Below are 15270 nucleotides of genomic sequence, written 5' to 3' on the forward strand. Positions count from 1 at the left end.
TTACGCTGCGCGCGAGCCGCCCGCCAGTCTCTCAGTGCTGCCGCCGGAGCCGCCCGCGGCGCCGTCCGTCGTCTGAGCGATCGGTTCTTCCGGGATGCGAACCATGACGCGCGTACCACGGCCCTCTTCCGATGTGATTTCGATGGTGCCGCCGTGAAGTTCTACGAGGCTTTTGGCGATTGAAAGGCCGAGACCGGCGCCCCGGTGCTCGGACCCGCGGCTGCGGCTTTCGAAGCGCTGGAAGACCCGGCCGATCTGGTCCTTCGGGATGCCGATGCCGTCATCCTCGACGCGGAAATTGATCATGCCGTTTTCACGCCAGCAGGCGAGGCGAACCGTGCCGTTGACTTTTGAGAAGCCGACGGCGTTTGACAGAAGATTGTAGAGGACCTGACGCATGCGCGCTTCGTCCACCATGATTTCGGTGACGTCGTCGGCGACCGCAATGTCAATGGTTAGGCGAGAGCGGACGGCGCGTTCGCGAATGCCGAGGATCGCCGCGTCGATGATGGCGCGGACGCCGGCAGGCGCGAGCTTCAGTTCCAAGCCGCCCGCTTCGATCGTGGTCAGGTCGAGAATGTCGTCGATGATCGCGAGCAACGTTTTCGACGATGACATGATGTCGGCGAGGTATTCGCGCTGCTTGGCGTTGAGGGCGCCGAAGATCGGGCTCGCAAGCATATCTGAGAAGCCGATGATCGTGTTGAGCGGAGTTCTTAGCTCATACGAGATGTGGCCGATGAAATTCGTCTTGAGGCGGTCGGCTGCAATGAGCGCTTCGTTGCGTTCGACGAGAGCCCGTTCGGCGCGCTTGGCATCGGTGACATCGGCGAATGTCAGAAGCGTGGCGCCATCCGGCAGAGGCATGAGCGCGTAGTCAATGACGAAGTGATCGGTGCGATCCATCTGGCCTGAGAAGGTCTCGCGCTCGTCCTGAAAGGCGGTGACGGCACGCCCGATACGCAGCCACGTGCCGGCATCGGGGAACAGCGATTGGACGGCGGCGATGATCTCGCCGATGTGCGGCAATTCATTCAGTTTGCGCGGCGGGATCTGCCAGATGTCGCAGAACGCGCGATTGAAGAGCTTCAAGCGTCCGTCGGTGCCGAACACAGCGACGCCTTCTTTTAACGCATCAAGCGTTTCGCGCTGGACGTCGATGAAGGCGTTATATCGGCTTTCGAGTGCGATGCGGTCGGTTTCGTCGGAGAACAGGTAGGTCACGCCGCCGTCTGCGCGCTGTTCGGCGATGACCTTCACGATTCGGCTGTCGGTCAGGTGCCAGACATCTTCGAGCGGCGTGCCGGTGCGCGAGGTAGCAAGCACCTGCACTTTCCAATCGCGGTGGCTGACGACGGGCGGCAGAGCGCCGATTTCGCGCAGGCGATCGAGAATGTCGCTATCGGTCGGGCGGGTGGCCAGCCAGTCCGGGTCGAGCGACCAAAGATTTGCGAAAGCCGTATTGTGGAAGACGAGCTTCTGATCGCGGTCGAAGATTGCGACCGCCGTTTCGACGCGGTCGAGGGTGCGATCGTAGGCGGCAACTTGGCGGTCGAGTTCACCTTGCGCGGTTTCGATGTCGGTTACGTCGACGGCGGCGCCAGCGGTCATGCCATCGACCGGCAGGATGACGATGTCGTGCGGCTTGCGCTGTCCGCCCGCGATCAAGTGCACGCGGGACTTATAGCTGTCACCGGATGCAACAGTCTTTGCGATCTGGCGGCGTTGGCGCGTTTCGAGCAACTCGATCTGACGTTCGAGAACTTCAAGCTCGCTATCGGCTTCGACGGCCTTGACGTAGGCAGAGTTGACCCACACCAGACGGCCTGCCGTATCGCGAAGCCAAACCGGCATCGGCAGCGTTTCGAGCAGAGCGCGGCTTGAGCGGATGTCGCGCGCCAGCGCATCGTGCTGTTCGTCGATGCGAGCGATCTGGGCTTTGTAGGTCGATACGTCTTTGAAGCGGAGCACTGCGCGGCCGCCGGCGGCGCGGCCTTCGGCTTCGAGCGTGCCGCCTGCGATCGTCTTTAAGATGATGTTGAACGACCGGCCGTTGGTGAACAGCTTGTCGAGCGCGGCCTTGAGCGTGTCGGCGGATGGTACTTCCAGCCATTGGCCAAAACGCAGGATCTCGGCGTGCTGATCAGGAAGGCCGGGGATGCCGGTGAGCGTGTGCGAGACGATGCGGACTGCCTGACCCTGCTCCCAGAAGATCAAGACCTGGGGCTCGGCGCGGATGATGGCGTCGGCGGCAGCAAGGTTGCGGCGGAGGTGCTGGCTTTCGGTTTTGGCCTTTCGTGCCTCTTTCCGCGCGACGCTCGCCATATGCCAGACGATGAGGGCGGCGATAAACACCGCGCCAGCGACAAGGCCGCCAACAGCGAGCTGGCGAAAATCAAACGACGCTACAGCGGCGCTGCGAGTGCCCACGAGCACGGTCAACAGGGTCGCAACCAAACCCATCGCCGCCGCCAGCAGCAGCGCGAGCTGGAGCTTGGTTCTCAATCGTCGGCCGGATGGCGGAGTCGTCGGCATCATATTCCATTGCGCATAAAAGCTGGCGATCCGTCAGGTGCAGACGCGCCTATGCAATCCGAGTCTCGCGACGCGAATCACTTTCAGTATGGGGCTCTAGGGGAACGGCCGCCACCGCGGGAGCGTGCGCAAATTGAAACGGCGCCAGAGTGTTTCCCTGGCGCCGCGTTTCTCGTCTTTTTGTCGGTCTGAAACGATCTCAGTACCGATAATGGTCGGGCTTGAACGGGCCTTCCGGCTTGACCCCGATGTAGGCTGCCTGATCCGGGCGAAGCTTCGTCAGGTTGGCGCCAATCTTGGCGAGATGCAGCATCGCGACCTTCTCGTCGAGGTGCTTCGGCAACGTATAGACTTCCTTCTTGTACTTGCCTTCGTTCGTGAACAGCTCGATCTGCGCAAGAGTCTGGTTCGTGAACGACGCCGACATGACGAACGAGGGGTGACCCATGGCGTTGCCGAGGTTCACAAGGCGGCCTTCCGACAACAGGATGATGCGACGGCCGGTCGGAAACTCGATTTCGTCGACCTGCGGCTTGATGTTGGTCCACTTGAGGTTCTTGAGGCCGGCAACCTGAATTTCGTTATCGAAGTGGCCGATGTTGCAGACGATCGCCCGGTCCTTCATGGCACGCATGTGCTCGACCGTGATGATGTCCTTGTTGCCGGTGGCGGTGACGAAGATGTCCGCGCGCGGGGCGGCGTCTTCCATCGTCACGACTTCGTAGCCTTCCATCGAGGCCTGAAGCGCGCAGATCGGATCGACTTCCGAAACCATCACGCGACAACCGGCGTTGCGCAGCGAAGCCGCCGAACCTTTGCCGACGTCGCCGAAGCCAGCAACCATCGCGACCTTGCCGGCCATCATGACGTCCGTGCCACGGCGGATACCGTCGACGAGGCTTTCACGGCAGCCGTAGAGGTTGTCGAACTTCGACTTGGTGACCGAGTCGTTGACGTTGATCGCGGGCCACAGCAACTTGCCGGCCTTTTGCATGTCGTAGAGACGATGCACGCCGGTGGTCGTTTCTTCCGACACACCTTTGATGCTCTTCGCGATCTCGGCAAAGTAACCCTTGGGCTTTTCCTTCAACTGCTTCTTGAGCAGTGCGAAGAAGACTTCCTCTTCCTCAGAGCCGGGCTTGTCGAGGAACGCAGTGTCGCCGTTCTCGGCGCGCAGACCGAGGTGGACGTACATCGTGGCGTCGCCGCCGTCATCGAGGATCATGTTCGGATGGCCGCCGCCGTGCCAGTCGAACAGTTTTGCGGTGTAGTCCCAATAATCCTTCAACGTCTCGCCCTTGATGGCAAAGACGGGAATACCGGCCGCTGCGATAGCTGCGGCGGCGTGATCCTGGGTCGAATAGATGTTGCAGGAAACCCAGCGGATGTCGGCGCCGAGGGCGGCCAGGGTCTCGATCAGCACGGCTGTCTGGATCGTCATATGCAACGATCCGGCAATGCGGGCGCCCTTCAGCGGCTTTGCAGCGCCATATTCCTCGCGGGTCGCCATGAGGCCCGGCATCTCGGTCTCGGCGATGGCGATTTCCTTGCGCCCCCACTCGGCGAGGCCGAGATCCTTGACGATGTAATCGGAAAATTTCGTGCTCATGCGGCTCAGTTCCTCATAGATGCACCGTGACCTGCACCGCGTCGGCACAGACAGCGCGCGTTCCATGCTCCCGTTCCGGGGTTGCATGCCGTCTTGGACTTTCCGGGGTTGCTATAGCGAACTCACCCTCGCCGCGCAATAACATATAAACAAGTCTTTATGTCTTTTCCGCGCGGCAAGCCGCCGGGGTGGCGCGCTCAAGATCTTCTGGTAAAGGAAGTCCTGTATTTCTAAATACAATTGGTTTTTTATTTAAATTTTTTAAGTAATTTCGTGTTAATCTCATAAACAATTAAAAATTAGTGCATTAATTTCCTATAAATCTATCCGCCGGCAATGTGACGCCCAAGTATATTTCCGTGGAGGCGGACAATGAAGTGCGCGTTGGTATGGCGTAGTGCACTGAATTCGCGGCGCAGCGTCTGGGCTGTCTTGGCAAGCAAGAAGCGGTGGGCCGCACTCGGTTCCGATGAGCGCGGAAGCGTCGCGATCATCTTCGGGCTCACGATTTTCGTTTTGTTTGCGATGGTCGGCTTGGCAGTCGATTACGCGCGTTTCGTCAACGCACGCTCGCAGACGATTGCCGCGACCGACGCGGCCGTGCTGGCCGGTGCGCGTGCCCTGCAGTCCAACGGGGGCGATCAGGAGGACGCAGAAAGAGTGGCCATGACTTATTACCAGCAGGCCACGTTGAACCGTATTCATCTCTTGTCCGACAGTATCCACTTTGACGCCGTGGACAGCGGCACGGCTATGGAGGCGGACGGCAACGCCGTGATCTCGACACCGTTCATGCATCTGGCATTTGGGTTAGCTGGAACACAGTCGTCGACTTTGCCGCTGCTTCGTGCCGATGGATCGGACTATTCTAAGGCTGTGTTGGCTGTGGGCGGCAATGGCGAGCAGAGCCTCGAAGTCTCGCTGATGCTCGATATCACGGGCTCGATGGCGGGGCAGAAGCTCACCGATCTCAAGTCAGCGGCAAGCGATCTTATCAACATTGTCGTCTGGCAAGATCAGAGCAAATACACCTCGAAGATCGCGATTGTGCCGTTTGCCGAGGACGTTCGGTTGCCGTCGGATAAGTTCAAGTTGGTAACCGGCTACACCAAAAAGACTTCGAGCCCGTGCGTCGTGGAGCGCATGGGGCAGCAGACGGCGACTGATGCTGCTCCAGGATCGAATGCATACATCACGGTGCACAACAAGAACGACAAGAAGTCAGTGACGCCCTACTGTGATCTGGACGATGACGAGGACGAGTTGCTTCCGTTGACGAGCAACAAGTCGGCCCTGTTGGACAAGATCAGTGGCTTGTCCACCAAAGGCGGCACGGCTGGGCATATCGGAACGGCCTGGGCTTGGTATATGCTGTCACCGAATTGGGCATCCGTCTGGGGGAGCAGTGCTCCGGCGGCTTACGGGACCGAGAAGCTCAAAAAGATCGCCGTGTTGATGACGGACGGTGATTACAATACGCAGTATGATTCATATGGCTATTCGGTCGATTATGGCCAGACGCCGCCTCGCTATTCCTGCAAAGACGCAGAAGAGGGCTGCTCCTCCGTGCAAGCAAGCAGTTTGTGCACGGCGATCAAGGCGAAAGGCATCGAAGTCTATACGGTAGGTTTTCAGATCGGCACCGGCACATTGGCGGACACTACGCTCAAGAACTGCGCGACCGATACAAACCACTATTACAACTCATCGACGGGCGATGCGCTCAAGGCTGCGTTCCGCGACATCGCGCTGAAAATTTCGACCCTTTACCTCTCGCAATAACGGGCGAGACATCGGGCACTGCTAAAAAGGGAACGCATTGGCGTTCCCTTTTTTGTTTGTGCTTGGCGACTCCGCTTCGTGGAACCAGCCGCCATGTGGAGTGGATCAAGCGTCGCCGATGCATTCTTCGTCGAAACCGGCTTCGACGAGATGGACCAAGGCCTGAAGCGCTTCCGGTCCTTGCGCGCCTTCGGCGACGATGTGCAACTCAGATCCGGGTCCGGCTGCAAGCATCATCAGGCCCATGATGGACGTGCCGCCGACCGAATTGCCGTGATGAGTAACCGTGACGGCTGCGTCGAAGCTTTCCGCCAGCTTCACGAATTTTGCCGACGCGCGGGCGTGCAGGCCCTTGACGTTGCGGATGATGACTATGGCTTCCGGTTTCAGGCTATTGGCCAGTTCGGGCATCGCTCGCTCTTAACCGCCAGAGAGTTCTTGGCTCGCAACTTTGATGTATTTCTTGCCGGCATCGCGGGCCATAATGACAGCTTGGTCGAGAGGTGTCTCGGCGCGAATGCTCGCAAGCTTCACGAGGATCGGCAGGCTTATGCCGGCGATCACTTCGGCCTTCGTCTCGTCCATCACCGAGATGGCAAGATTAGAAGGCGTTCCGCCAAACATATCCGTCAGGATGATGACGCCTTTGCCGTTATCGACGCTCTGCACGGCATTCAGAATTTCGAGACGACGCGCTTCCATGTCGTCGTCCGGTCCGATCGCGATCGTTTCGAGCGCTTCTTGTTTTCCAACGACGTGCTCAAGCGCATTGCGAAATTCTTGCGCAAGCCCGCCATGCGTGACGATGACAAGTCCGATCATGTGCGACGGGCCATTTCAGTACCATTCGGCGGAGCCGATTGTAGCTTCGCCGTTTGGCGCGGAAAGTGGCAAGTGTTTGCCGTCGGTGCAAGAGGTTTCTGGATTGACATCGAACCTTACGGCGCAAAACGTGACCGGGGCGCCATCGTGATTGCTGTCACAAGTTTAAGGGCGCTCGAACTCTCAAATGGATATAGGTGGAGCAGCGGAATTTCGAGCCCTAAAATGCAGGTTTCGGGCCAGGGGTCGGGATATCTTTCGATGTCGCCGCGGCTGACGAGGTCTACAACGAGGACGAGATTCGCTTCCGCGATGGCGTCAACCTCCAGGATGCCGAGGCCGCGCACTTCAAGTTTACCGCGTAGGGTCGCGGGCGCGCTCGCGACGATGTCAGGGCCTTGCTGCTTTAGTAGGACTTGGTCGTCGGCGACGAGCTTTACGGTGTCGCGAATGAGGCCGGAGATGCCAAGCCCGAGGCAGCGGAATGCGAGGTCGGATTTTCCGGCTCCGGATGCTCCGCGAATGAGCGCGGCGCGGCTGCCGAGGGCGATCGCCGTGGCGTGAACGCGCTCAACTTCGCCAGACAAGCCCGACTCCAACAATGGGAGACAGCGGGAGGCGAACGGTAAAGCGCGCGCCCTTACGTGACTGAGGGTCGTCCTTACTGCGGTTCTCGGCGAAGATTTCGCCGTTATGGCTGGCGATGATCTCGCGCGAAATCGAAAGCCCAAGTCCGGAATTTTTTCCGCGCTTGGCGTCTGTCAGAGGCCGGTCGCTGTAGAAGCGATCGAATATCTGTCCGAGCTTGTTGGAGGGAATGCCGGGTCCCTCGTCTTCGACGGTGATTTCGACATTGGCGCCGTTGGGTCGGGCCCGCACCGTCACCATCGTGCCTTCCGGCGAGAAGGACAAGGCGTTGTCGATCAGGTTCGTGAAAACCTGGCCGAGGCGGCTGTCGTTGCCACGGACCGTGTAGGACGCCGGGCCGCCGGGTTCGATGAACAGTCGCAATTTCCGGCTGTCGTCGGCGAGCATGTCGGTGAAAAGCGCGTTGATGTTTTCGAGCACGACCCGAATGTCGATCGGCTGCATTTCCTGACGAGCCAACTCGGCATCGAGACGCGAGGTGCTGGAAATATCGTTGATAAGGCGGTTCAGGCGTTTCAGCTCGGCCTGGATCTCTTGGACCAGCTCGGTGCGATCAGTATCGGACTTCGCGTAAGCCAAGGCTTCGGCCGTCGAGCGGGCGGCAGCCAGCGGGTTTTTCAGTTCATGCGCGACGTCGGCCGCGAACTTCTCGCTGGCTTCGATGCGCCGGTAGAGCGCGTTCGTCATGGAGACGAAGGCGCGACCGGTCTGCCCGACTTCGTCGCGTCGGCCCGTCATGTCAGGCAACTGCTCGCGGGCAGAAATGTTCTGCGTCACGCGGTTGGCGGCATCGGAAAGCCTGCGCATGGGGCCAGCGACCGTTCGTTCGAGTACGAGCGAGCTTCCGACAGAAACCACGAGCGCCATCGCGGCGATCTGCAAGATCAGCCAGCGCTCGTCCCAGAGGATGTCGTCAATATCGCCGGGGTTCGTCGAAATCAGCAAAACGCCGAGGATTTTGTTTCCGCGCTTGATCGGCTCGGCCATCGAGACGATTTGCTGTCCGTGGCGATTGAGCAGCAGAATGGGCGTTTCGATACCATTGATCGCAGCGTTGCGGACTTCCGGATAGAGGAAGCCGTTGGCGGTGCCGAGTTCGCGGTAGACCTTCAATTCCTTGTTGATCACCCAATAATGCAGACGCGTCCAGAAATTCTTCAGGCGCGGTGTCGGGTCGTTGGCGTCAGGTGGCGGGTCCGGCTTGTCGTTGCTGTTGGAGAACAGCGCGTCGCCGTTGAGGATCAGTGTGCCCTTGGCCGAATAGATACGTGCTTTGAGATCGGCGGGGCCGACAAGCTTTCTCAGAATGATCGCCGCCTGATGCGGGTCGATCGGCAGTTCGAGGGCCGCGAACGCATCATCGCGCTGGGCGCGCAACGGCGCCTTGTCTGGAATGCGGTTGGGATCAAAAATCGCGCGCTCGTTGACGGCGCGGTAGGCGATGGCTTCGGCGGTGATGCGCGAAACAGTTTTGACGACGTCAACCTTGGCGTCGAGCAGCCAGCCGTGATGGAGACTCAAGTAGAGCATCGCGAACAAAAGCCCGGCGAGGCCGAGCAGGTTCGCAAGAAGAATGCGTCGTCGCAGGTTTTTCCCGATGACGCGCGCAATCCAACCTTTCGCCAGCCAGCTACCCGTAGCCGTCGCAGCACGCGCCGCGAAGGCGCGTGCATCAAACTTAGGCCGCGATTTAGCCGTTTCAGGCGCAGCGATCTCGCCCGCGGGGCTTTCAAGCGCTGCCGCTGTCGAGATGTCGTTGCTGTCTAGTGCCATCCCGTCCCCGGTGGCTTATCGGGTCGCTTACTCCTTGAAGCGATAGCCGACGCCATAAAGTGTTTCGATCACGTCAAAGTCGTCATCGACCTGCTTGAACTTCTTGCGAAGCCGCTTGATGTGACTGTCGATCGTCCGGTCGTCCACATACACCTGATCGTCGTAGGCGGCATCCATCAATGCGTCGCGGGTCTTGACGACGCCGGGGCGTGTTGCCAGCGCCTGCAGGATCAGAAATTCGGTGACCGTCAGCGTGACGGCCTTGCTATCCCAGTGGCAAGTATGACGCTCGGGATCGAGTTTCAGCTTGCCGCGCTCCAGCACGCGCTTAGCTTCATCTTCGGTGGTCGTGCCGTCCTTGGGCGAAACACGACGGAGCACAGCCTTCACGCGCTCAACGATGAGACGCTGCGAAAATGGCTTCGCGATGTAATCGTCGGCGCCCATCTTGAGGCCAAACAGTTCGTCGATTTCCTCGTCCTTGGAGGTCAGGAAAATGACGGGCATCGCGGATTGCTGGCGCACCCGGCGCAGCAATTCCATGCCGTCCATGCGCGGCATCTTGATGTCGAAAATGCCAAGGTCGGCGGGCTCTTCCGTCAGGGCTTCGAGTGCTGAAACACCGTCACCGTAAGTGCGAACCTTGTATCCCTCGGCCTCCAACGCCATCCGCAACGAGGTCAGGATGTTCCGCTCGTCGTCGACGAGTGCGATGGTGCTCTTTTCCTTCATCTTTTCCTCTTCTGCCCCCTCGGCCGCGACGGGAATGCTCGCTATGCCCCTTAGGCGCATATGGCGGCATGGTGTAGCAATTGTGGCGCTCCGATCAAATGGGCTCCGGAGGCTGAATAGTACCTGAATAGGCGACGGGGCCGCTGTCGGCAAGCAATGTGGCGAAATTCGCAGCTTACAAATGCAGAAAAGCGCTTGTTTACGGCCTTTATTCGCCGCATGGTCCGCGTAATGACGACTCTTAGGAATTCTGAGCGGTAACACAGTGTTACCGGTTTTTTCGCGTTCTTATCCCTTTTATCGTCCCAAGTAGGACCTAAGAACGGCTTGAGTTTACAGCTATCCTCCGCCAACAGCGGGACGATCCCGCCGGAGCGATTTTATTGTGCGGCACAAATGGGCGAGTGGTGCGTTTTTCGCCCATCGATGGTTCGCAGCGCTGGCGTGATTATATGTGCGCTGCGCCGATAGGCGCTTACCCCAAAGGGCTAAAATCTTATGACCGAGCTGTTTCCCACACTGCCCTCTCAGAAGGTTCGTCGCAATCTCCGCGAGGCCGAGTTGATGGAATTCATCATTCGGCGCGGCGAGGGCCGGCTTGCCGCGAGCGGCGCCGTCGGCGTCGAGACTGGGCAGCACACGGGCCGCTCGGCGGAAGATAAATATATCGTTCGCGACGACCAGACCGATGACGCGATCTGGTGGGACAACGCAAAGGAAATGTCGGAAGAGCAATTCGACCGCCTGCTTGCAGATTTCGTCGGCTTTGCGCGTCACAAGGAACTCTTCGTCCAGGATCTTTATGCCGGCGCCGACGCCGAGCACCGGCTCAACACGCGCGTCGTGACCGAGCACGCGTGGCAATCGCTGTTTATTCGCCATCTGCTGCGGCGGCCTGAAGCGAGCGAGCTTGAGAACTTCCTGCCTGAGTTCACGGTCGTCGATCTGCCGAGCTTTCGCGCCGCGCCGCTCTATCATGGCACGCGGAGCGAAACGGTCATCGCCTGTAACTTCACGAAGCGCATCGTTTTGATTGGCGGCACAAGCTACGCGGGCGAAATCAAGAAGAGCGTGTTCTCGTATCTGAATTATTTGCTGCCGCAGAAGAATGTCATGCCGATGCACTGCTCGGCGAATGTCGGCAAGGACGGCAATTCAGCGGTGTTCTTCGGGTTGTCGGGAACGGGTAAGACCACATTGTCCGCTGATCCGTCGCGGGAGCTTCTCGGTGACGACGAGCATGGTTGGTCGGAAAAGGGCATCTTCAATTTCGAGGGCGGATGCTATGCGAAGACGATCCGGTTGTCGCAGGCCGCCGAGCCGCAGATCTGGGCGGCGTCCAACCGCTTCGCCACGGTTCTTGAAAACGTCGTGATTAATCCGGATACGCGCATTCCGGATTTCGATGACAATCGCTTGGCTGAGAATTCTCGCTCGGCCTATCCCCTGGATGCCATTGCCAACGCAAGCCCGACAGGGACCGCCGGACATCCAAAGAACATCGTGATGCTGACGGCCGATGCGTTCGGCGTGCTGCCGCCGATTGCGAAGCTGACGCCGAGTCAGGCGATGTATCATTTCCTTTCAGGCTTCACAGCGAAGGTTGCGGGCACGGAGAAGGGCATGGGCTCGGAGCCGAAGCCGACCTTCTCAACGTGCTTTGGTGCGCCATTTATGCCGCGCCATCCGAGCGTCTACGGCAACCTGCTGCGTCAGCTCATTGCTGAGCATGGCGTCGATTGCTGGCTGGTCAACACGGGCTGGACCGGCGGCAAGTACGGCGAGGGTTCGCGCATGCCGATCAAGGTGACGCGTAGCCTGCTCAATGCGGCGCTTTCGGGCACGTTGAAAGAACAGCCGATGCGGGTCGATCCGGTTTTCGGTTTCGCTGTCCCGGTGGCGATGGACGGGATCGATCAGAAGCTGCTCAATCCGCGCCAGACGTGGGCCGATCCGAAAGCCTACGATGCCATGGCGTCGAAGCTCGCACAGATGTTCCACGATAACTTCGCGAAGTTTGCGGCTTACGTTGATGCCGAGGTCATGAAGGCAAGCCCCGTCGTGCAGCCGGGTATCGCGGCGGAATAACGCGCGTTGCGCTCGAGGCGGGGCACGTGCGTCGCCTCGGGCGTTGATCATCCGCGTTACGATGCCTAAGAAAGGCGCGCCGGCAGAAACTGGAGCGTCAGAGCATGGGCACCCGTATTCCTTTCACACGTCCCGACGGCAAGACGGCCGAGGGTTACCTTTCGCTTGCAGGCACCGCGAATGCGCCGGGCGTTGTCGTCATCCAGGAATGGTGGGGACTGCAGGAGCAGATCAAGGGTCTGTGCGATCGCTTCGCTTTGCTTGGCTATGATGCGCTGGCGCCGGACCTCTATGCCGGAACCGTTATTCCCTATCACGATAGCGAAGGCGCTTTGCGCGAGATGCAGTCGCTGAACTTCCTCGACGCGTGCGATCAGGTTGTGCGCGGCGCAGCGCAGTTTCTGTTGAAGTCGAGCCCACAGGTTGCGGTGGCGGGGTTCTGCATGGGCGGTGCCGTTACGGTGCTGGCGGCGTGCCGCGTTCCGGAGTTTGCCGCAGCGGTTTCGTTCTATGGCCTGCCGCCGGATGCGGTCGCGAAGCCGGCGGATGTGAAAATTCCGCTGCAGGGGCATTTTGCAAACAGCGATGATTTCGTGACGCCTGAGAACGTCAATGCGTTCGAGGCGGGGTTGAAGGCAGCTGGCAAGGCGTTCGAGTTCTACCGCTATGATGCAAGCCACGCGTTCATGAACGAGCAGCGCTCTGTTCATGATCGTCACTGTGCCGAGCTTGCGTGGGAGCGCACGAGCGCATTTCTGAAGCAGAAGCTCGGGTAGGCTGCAGCTTCTGTGACTTTATTGGCTGAAGTTCTCTCATCCTCGGGTCGGCCCCGAGGATGACGATTACCTCTTGAAATCAGCCAGCGTCAGCAGCGGTTCGAAATTCAGGCCGGCGGAGGCGAAGGTTTCGGCTGCGCCGTCTAAGCGGTCGACGATGGTGATGACGCGCACGATGTCGGCGCCGGCCGCTTTCAAGGCGTCAGCCGCTTTCAAGGCCGAGCCGCCGGTCGTGGTCACGTCTTCGACGACGACGATTTTCTTGCCGGCCATGCTTTCGCCCTTCGCCAGTCCTTCGACGAGCGCTTGCGTGCCATGTTCCTTGACCTGCTTGCGCACGAAGAAGGCGGGCAGCTTTCGCCCTTCGGTAAAAGCAACGGCCGCCACGCTCGATGCAATCGGCACGGCGCCCATTTCCAGGCCGCCAATGAGGTCGACATCGGTACCTTCAAGCTGATCGAGGATCAGCGATGCGACGAGATAGGCCCCTTCGCTATCGAGCATCGTCGGTTTCATATTAAAGTAAAAAGTCGATGTTTTACCTGACGCGAGCTTGAATTCCGGCCCCTCCTGGAAGGACCGCGACTTAATGAGCTCGATAAGTCGCGCCCGGCGGGCGGCGCGGTCGGCCGATTTTCCTGGCATTCGGACAGAAGCCCTTGCGTTTTGTCGTTCGGATGCGCAAACACCCGAGTTCCGAAGGCATGTCAAGTTTCGAGGGGGCAGAGGCAGTGGATCGCCAGCGCACGATGTGGACCTGGTGGGCGACTTTGACGGAGCGACCGTGGTTGCCGTCACTGGCGCTTCTGGCGCTGTGTGCCGTCGTCTATTTGCCGGGTCTCGTGCGCCTGCCGCCCGTCGATCGCACGGAAATCATTTGGTCGGAGACGACCCGGGCAATGGTCGACCGCGGCGACTGGACGAGCCCGCGGTTTGGCGACGTCGTGCACCAATATCGCCCGATCGGCACGTTCTGGGCACAAGGTGCGGCGCGATGGCTGGCGGGACCAGCGCATGATCGCGATATTAGCGTCTATCGCATTCCGTCGTTTCTGGCGGTGACGTTGGCAGTCCTCGCGCTGTTTTGGCTGGCGCGCGGATTGGTCGGAGCGGAGACCGCGCTGATTGCGTCGGCGCTGTTTGCGGTCGCGCCGTTGACAGTGCTCGTCTCGCAACTTGCCATTGCCGAGGGGTTGTCGCTGTTACCCGCGACGGTGGCGATGCTGGCGCTCGCGCGCATTTATACCAATGAGGAAGGGCCGATCGGAACGGCGCTGCTGTTCTGGGTCGCGGTCGGTATCGGCATTCTCATTAATGCGCTTCTGGTTCCGATCCTTGTCCTGGCGACGCTGATCGCGCTTTACGTTTTTGATCGCGATCTATCGTGGCTGAAGCGGTTACGCCCGGTCCTTGGCGTGCCGATAGCGCTGGTGCTCGGTGCTCCGTGGCTGTTGGTGCGTGCGCATCAGGACGGCGTGGCGTTTTCGGGTCTGAGCTGGAGGGAGTTTCTTGCCGCGCTCGGCGGTGCGCAGGACATGAAGCTTCGCGCTTTTCCCGGCACGTTTGTTCTGGCGCTGTTGCTTGGTTTCATCCCTGGAACGATGCTGCTCGGCACCGCCGTCAAACGGTTCTGGGCCGAACGCGAGCAACAGCGATTGCCGCGTTTCCTGCTCGCCTGGGTTATCGGATACCTGATTTATCTCGAAGGGCTGTCGTCGAAGCCCGGCACCTACATGGTGCAGACGATGTTTCCGGCACTGGCGCTCGCTGTGGCGATGGTCGTGACGAGTGAGCGGGGCGACGGCAAGCAGCCGGAATGGAGCGGCTTCTGGATCTGGCCAACCGCGCTCGCGGCGCTGCCGTTGGCGATTTTCGCAGCTATCTATGCCTTCGTCGGCGAGTTGCCGGGTCTTCTCGCGCTGGTCCTTATCGCCGTCATCGCGTCGCTCTTCATCTGGACCGGCCAGCTTGGCCGCGAAGGGCACTTGCGGCGCTGGGCGGCGGTGGGCGTTTCCGCGCTCGGACTGTTCGGAGTGACGCTGCTCGGCGTCGTGCTGCCCAGCATCGACAGGATCTGGCCGGCGCAGATGATCGCGACGGCCATTGCCGCCTGTCCGAAGCAGGATGCGGTCATGATCGGGTTTCGCGAACCGTCGGGCCGGTTTCTTCTCGACATTCCGCCCGAGCGGCAGACCCCGGATGCGTTGGCTGAGCGTTTCGCAGCCAAGACGCCGACGTTGTCAATTGTCGAAGATCGGTGGGCGAAACGGACGAATTGGGCGCTTCAGTCAAAATCGCAAGAGCGCCTGGCGCAGCCCACGGGTTGTGTTTCAGCCTACAACGTGATGCGCGGCTGCCCGCTCTATTTTCGCATTTATTCGCCTAACCCCGCGGAACCCTGCACTATGCCGGCGACGTTTTCCTGTTCCGAGAAGACGGCGCCCATCGGCTTCGAGAAATCAGGCGACTGCGACTGAAGTACCGAATATCCAGGCCGGAAGCCCC

At 59.9% G+C, this 15270-nt stretch carries 12 protein-coding genes; 4 read left to right on the forward strand and 8 right to left on the reverse strand.

All coding sequences use genetic code 11. The features are described from left to right. Both RLW41_RS12870 and ahcY read right to left on the reverse strand, forming a co-directional pair. Positions 1 to 2505, reverse strand: a complete 2505-nt coding sequence (locus RLW41_RS12870) for an ATP-binding protein (protein ID WP_414461682.1) — start codon at positions 2503 to 2505, stop codon at positions 1 to 3. Positions 2506 to 2734: 229 nt separating this feature from the next. Further along, positions 2735 to 4144, reverse strand: coding sequence for an adenosylhomocysteinase (ahcY, locus tag RLW41_RS12875; protein WP_013946203.1), 1410 nt, complete (start codon positions 4142 to 4144; stop codon positions 2735 to 2737). Positions 4145 to 4516: 372 nt separating this feature from the next. On the opposite strand from ahcY, the gene RLW41_RS12880 reads away from it, so the two are divergent. Next, positions 4517 to 5926: a vWA domain-containing protein gene (locus tag RLW41_RS12880; protein ID WP_414461683.1), complete on the forward strand. Its 1410-nt coding sequence runs from the start codon at positions 4517 to 4519 to the stop codon at positions 5924 to 5926. Positions 5927 to 6031: 105 nt separating this feature from the next. Here the strand turns inward: RLW41_RS12880 and RLW41_RS12885 are convergent, their stop codons facing one another. The 5 genes from RLW41_RS12885 to RLW41_RS12905 form a co-directional block, all read right to left on the reverse strand. Further along, complete coding sequence (locus RLW41_RS12885) at positions 6032 to 6337, reverse strand: HPr family phosphocarrier protein (RefSeq protein ID WP_409562099.1); 306 nt, start codon at positions 6335 to 6337, stop codon at positions 6032 to 6034. A 9-nt stretch (positions 6338 to 6346) separates the two neighbouring features. After that, complete coding sequence (locus RLW41_RS12890) at positions 6347 to 6748, reverse strand: PTS sugar transporter subunit IIA (protein WP_013946207.1); 402 nt, start codon at positions 6746 to 6748, stop codon at positions 6347 to 6349. Positions 6749 to 6864: 116 nt separating this feature from the next. Continuing rightward, positions 6865 to 7335 carry an HPr kinase/phosphorylase gene (locus RLW41_RS12895; RefSeq protein WP_414461684.1) on the reverse strand — a complete coding sequence of 157 codons (471 nt, stop codon included), beginning with the start codon at positions 7333 to 7335 and terminating at the stop codon, positions 6865 to 6867. Then, positions 7319 to 9169, reverse strand: coding sequence for a stimulus-sensing domain-containing protein (locus tag RLW41_RS12900; RefSeq protein ID WP_409562101.1), 1851 nt, complete (start codon positions 9167 to 9169; stop codon positions 7319 to 7321). Before RLW41_RS12900 ends, RLW41_RS12895 begins: the two co-directional genes overlap by 17 nt. A 27-nt stretch (positions 9170 to 9196) precedes the next feature. Next, positions 9197 to 9901 carry a response regulator transcription factor gene (locus tag RLW41_RS12905; protein WP_024275335.1) on the reverse strand — a complete coding sequence of 235 codons (705 nt, stop codon included), beginning with the start codon at positions 9899 to 9901 and terminating at the stop codon, positions 9197 to 9199. 498 nt (positions 9902 to 10399) lie between these two features. Between RLW41_RS12905 and RLW41_RS12910 the strand changes: the two genes are divergently transcribed. Then, positions 10400 to 11989 carry a phosphoenolpyruvate carboxykinase gene (locus tag RLW41_RS12910; RefSeq protein WP_414461685.1) on the forward strand — a complete coding sequence of 530 codons (1590 nt, stop codon included), beginning with the start codon at positions 10400 to 10402 and terminating at the stop codon, positions 11987 to 11989. Between the two features lie 104 nt (positions 11990 to 12093). Next, on the forward strand, positions 12094 to 12765 hold the full coding sequence (locus tag RLW41_RS12915; protein ID WP_013946213.1) for a dienelactone hydrolase family protein: 672 nt from the start codon (positions 12094 to 12096) through the stop codon (positions 12763 to 12765). A 66-nt stretch (positions 12766 to 12831) separates the two neighbouring features. On the opposite strand, the gene pyrE is transcribed toward RLW41_RS12915, so the two are convergent. Then, entirely contained in the window at positions 12832 to 13410 is a 579-nt protein-coding gene (gene pyrE / locus RLW41_RS12920; RefSeq protein WP_409562103.1) for an orotate phosphoribosyltransferase, read from the reverse strand. A gap of 59 nt (positions 13411 to 13469) precedes the next feature. Here pyrE and RLW41_RS12925 point away from each other — a divergent pair, with 59 nt between their 5' ends. Continuing rightward, complete coding sequence (locus RLW41_RS12925) at positions 13470 to 15242, forward strand: ArnT family glycosyltransferase (RefSeq protein WP_414461686.1); 1773 nt, start codon at positions 13470 to 13472, stop codon at positions 15240 to 15242. The last annotated feature ends 28 nt before the right edge of the window (positions 15243 to 15270 follow it).

Source organism: Hyphomicrobium sp. DY-1, from assembly GCF_047497105.1.
GTDB lineage: Bacteria > Pseudomonadota > Alphaproteobacteria > Rhizobiales > Hyphomicrobiaceae > Hyphomicrobium_B.

Bases quoted from the DNA above. Each gene is read 5' to 3' on its own strand.
- RLW41_RS12915 (WP_013946213.1), top strand. From the start codon at position 12,094: ATGGGCACCCGTATTCCTTTCACACGTCCCGACGGCAAGACGGCCGAG.
- RLW41_RS12910 (WP_414461685.1), top strand. From the start codon at position 10,400: ATGACCGAGCTGTTTCCCACACTGCCCTCTCAGAAGGTTCGTCGCAAT.
- RLW41_RS12885 (WP_409562099.1), bottom strand. From the start codon at position 6,337: ATGCCCGAACTGGCCAATAGCCTGAAACCGGAAGCCATAGTCATCATC.
- RLW41_RS12900 (WP_409562101.1), bottom strand. From the start codon at position 9,169: ATGGCACTAGACAGCAACGACATCTCGACAGCGGCAGCGCTTGAAAGC.
- RLW41_RS12905 (WP_024275335.1), bottom strand. From the start codon at position 9,901: ATGAAGGAAAAGAGCACCATCGCACTCGTCGACGACGAGCGGAACATC.
- RLW41_RS12880 (WP_414461683.1), top strand. From the start codon at position 4,517: ATGAAGTGCGCGTTGGTATGGCGTAGTGCACTGAATTCGCGGCGCAGC.
- RLW41_RS12890 (WP_013946207.1), bottom strand. From the start codon at position 6,748: ATGATCGGACTTGTCATCGTCACGCATGGCGGGCTTGCGCAAGAATTT.
- ahcY (WP_013946203.1), bottom strand. From the start codon at position 4,144: ATGAGCACGAAATTTTCCGATTACATCGTCAAGGATCTCGGCCTCGCC.
- RLW41_RS12925 (WP_414461686.1), top strand. From the start codon at position 13,470: ATGTCAAGTTTCGAGGGGGCAGAGGCAGTGGATCGCCAGCGCACGATG.
- pyrE (WP_409562103.1), bottom strand. From the start codon at position 13,410: ATGCCAGGAAAATCGGCCGACCGCGCCGCCCGCCGGGCGCGACTTATC.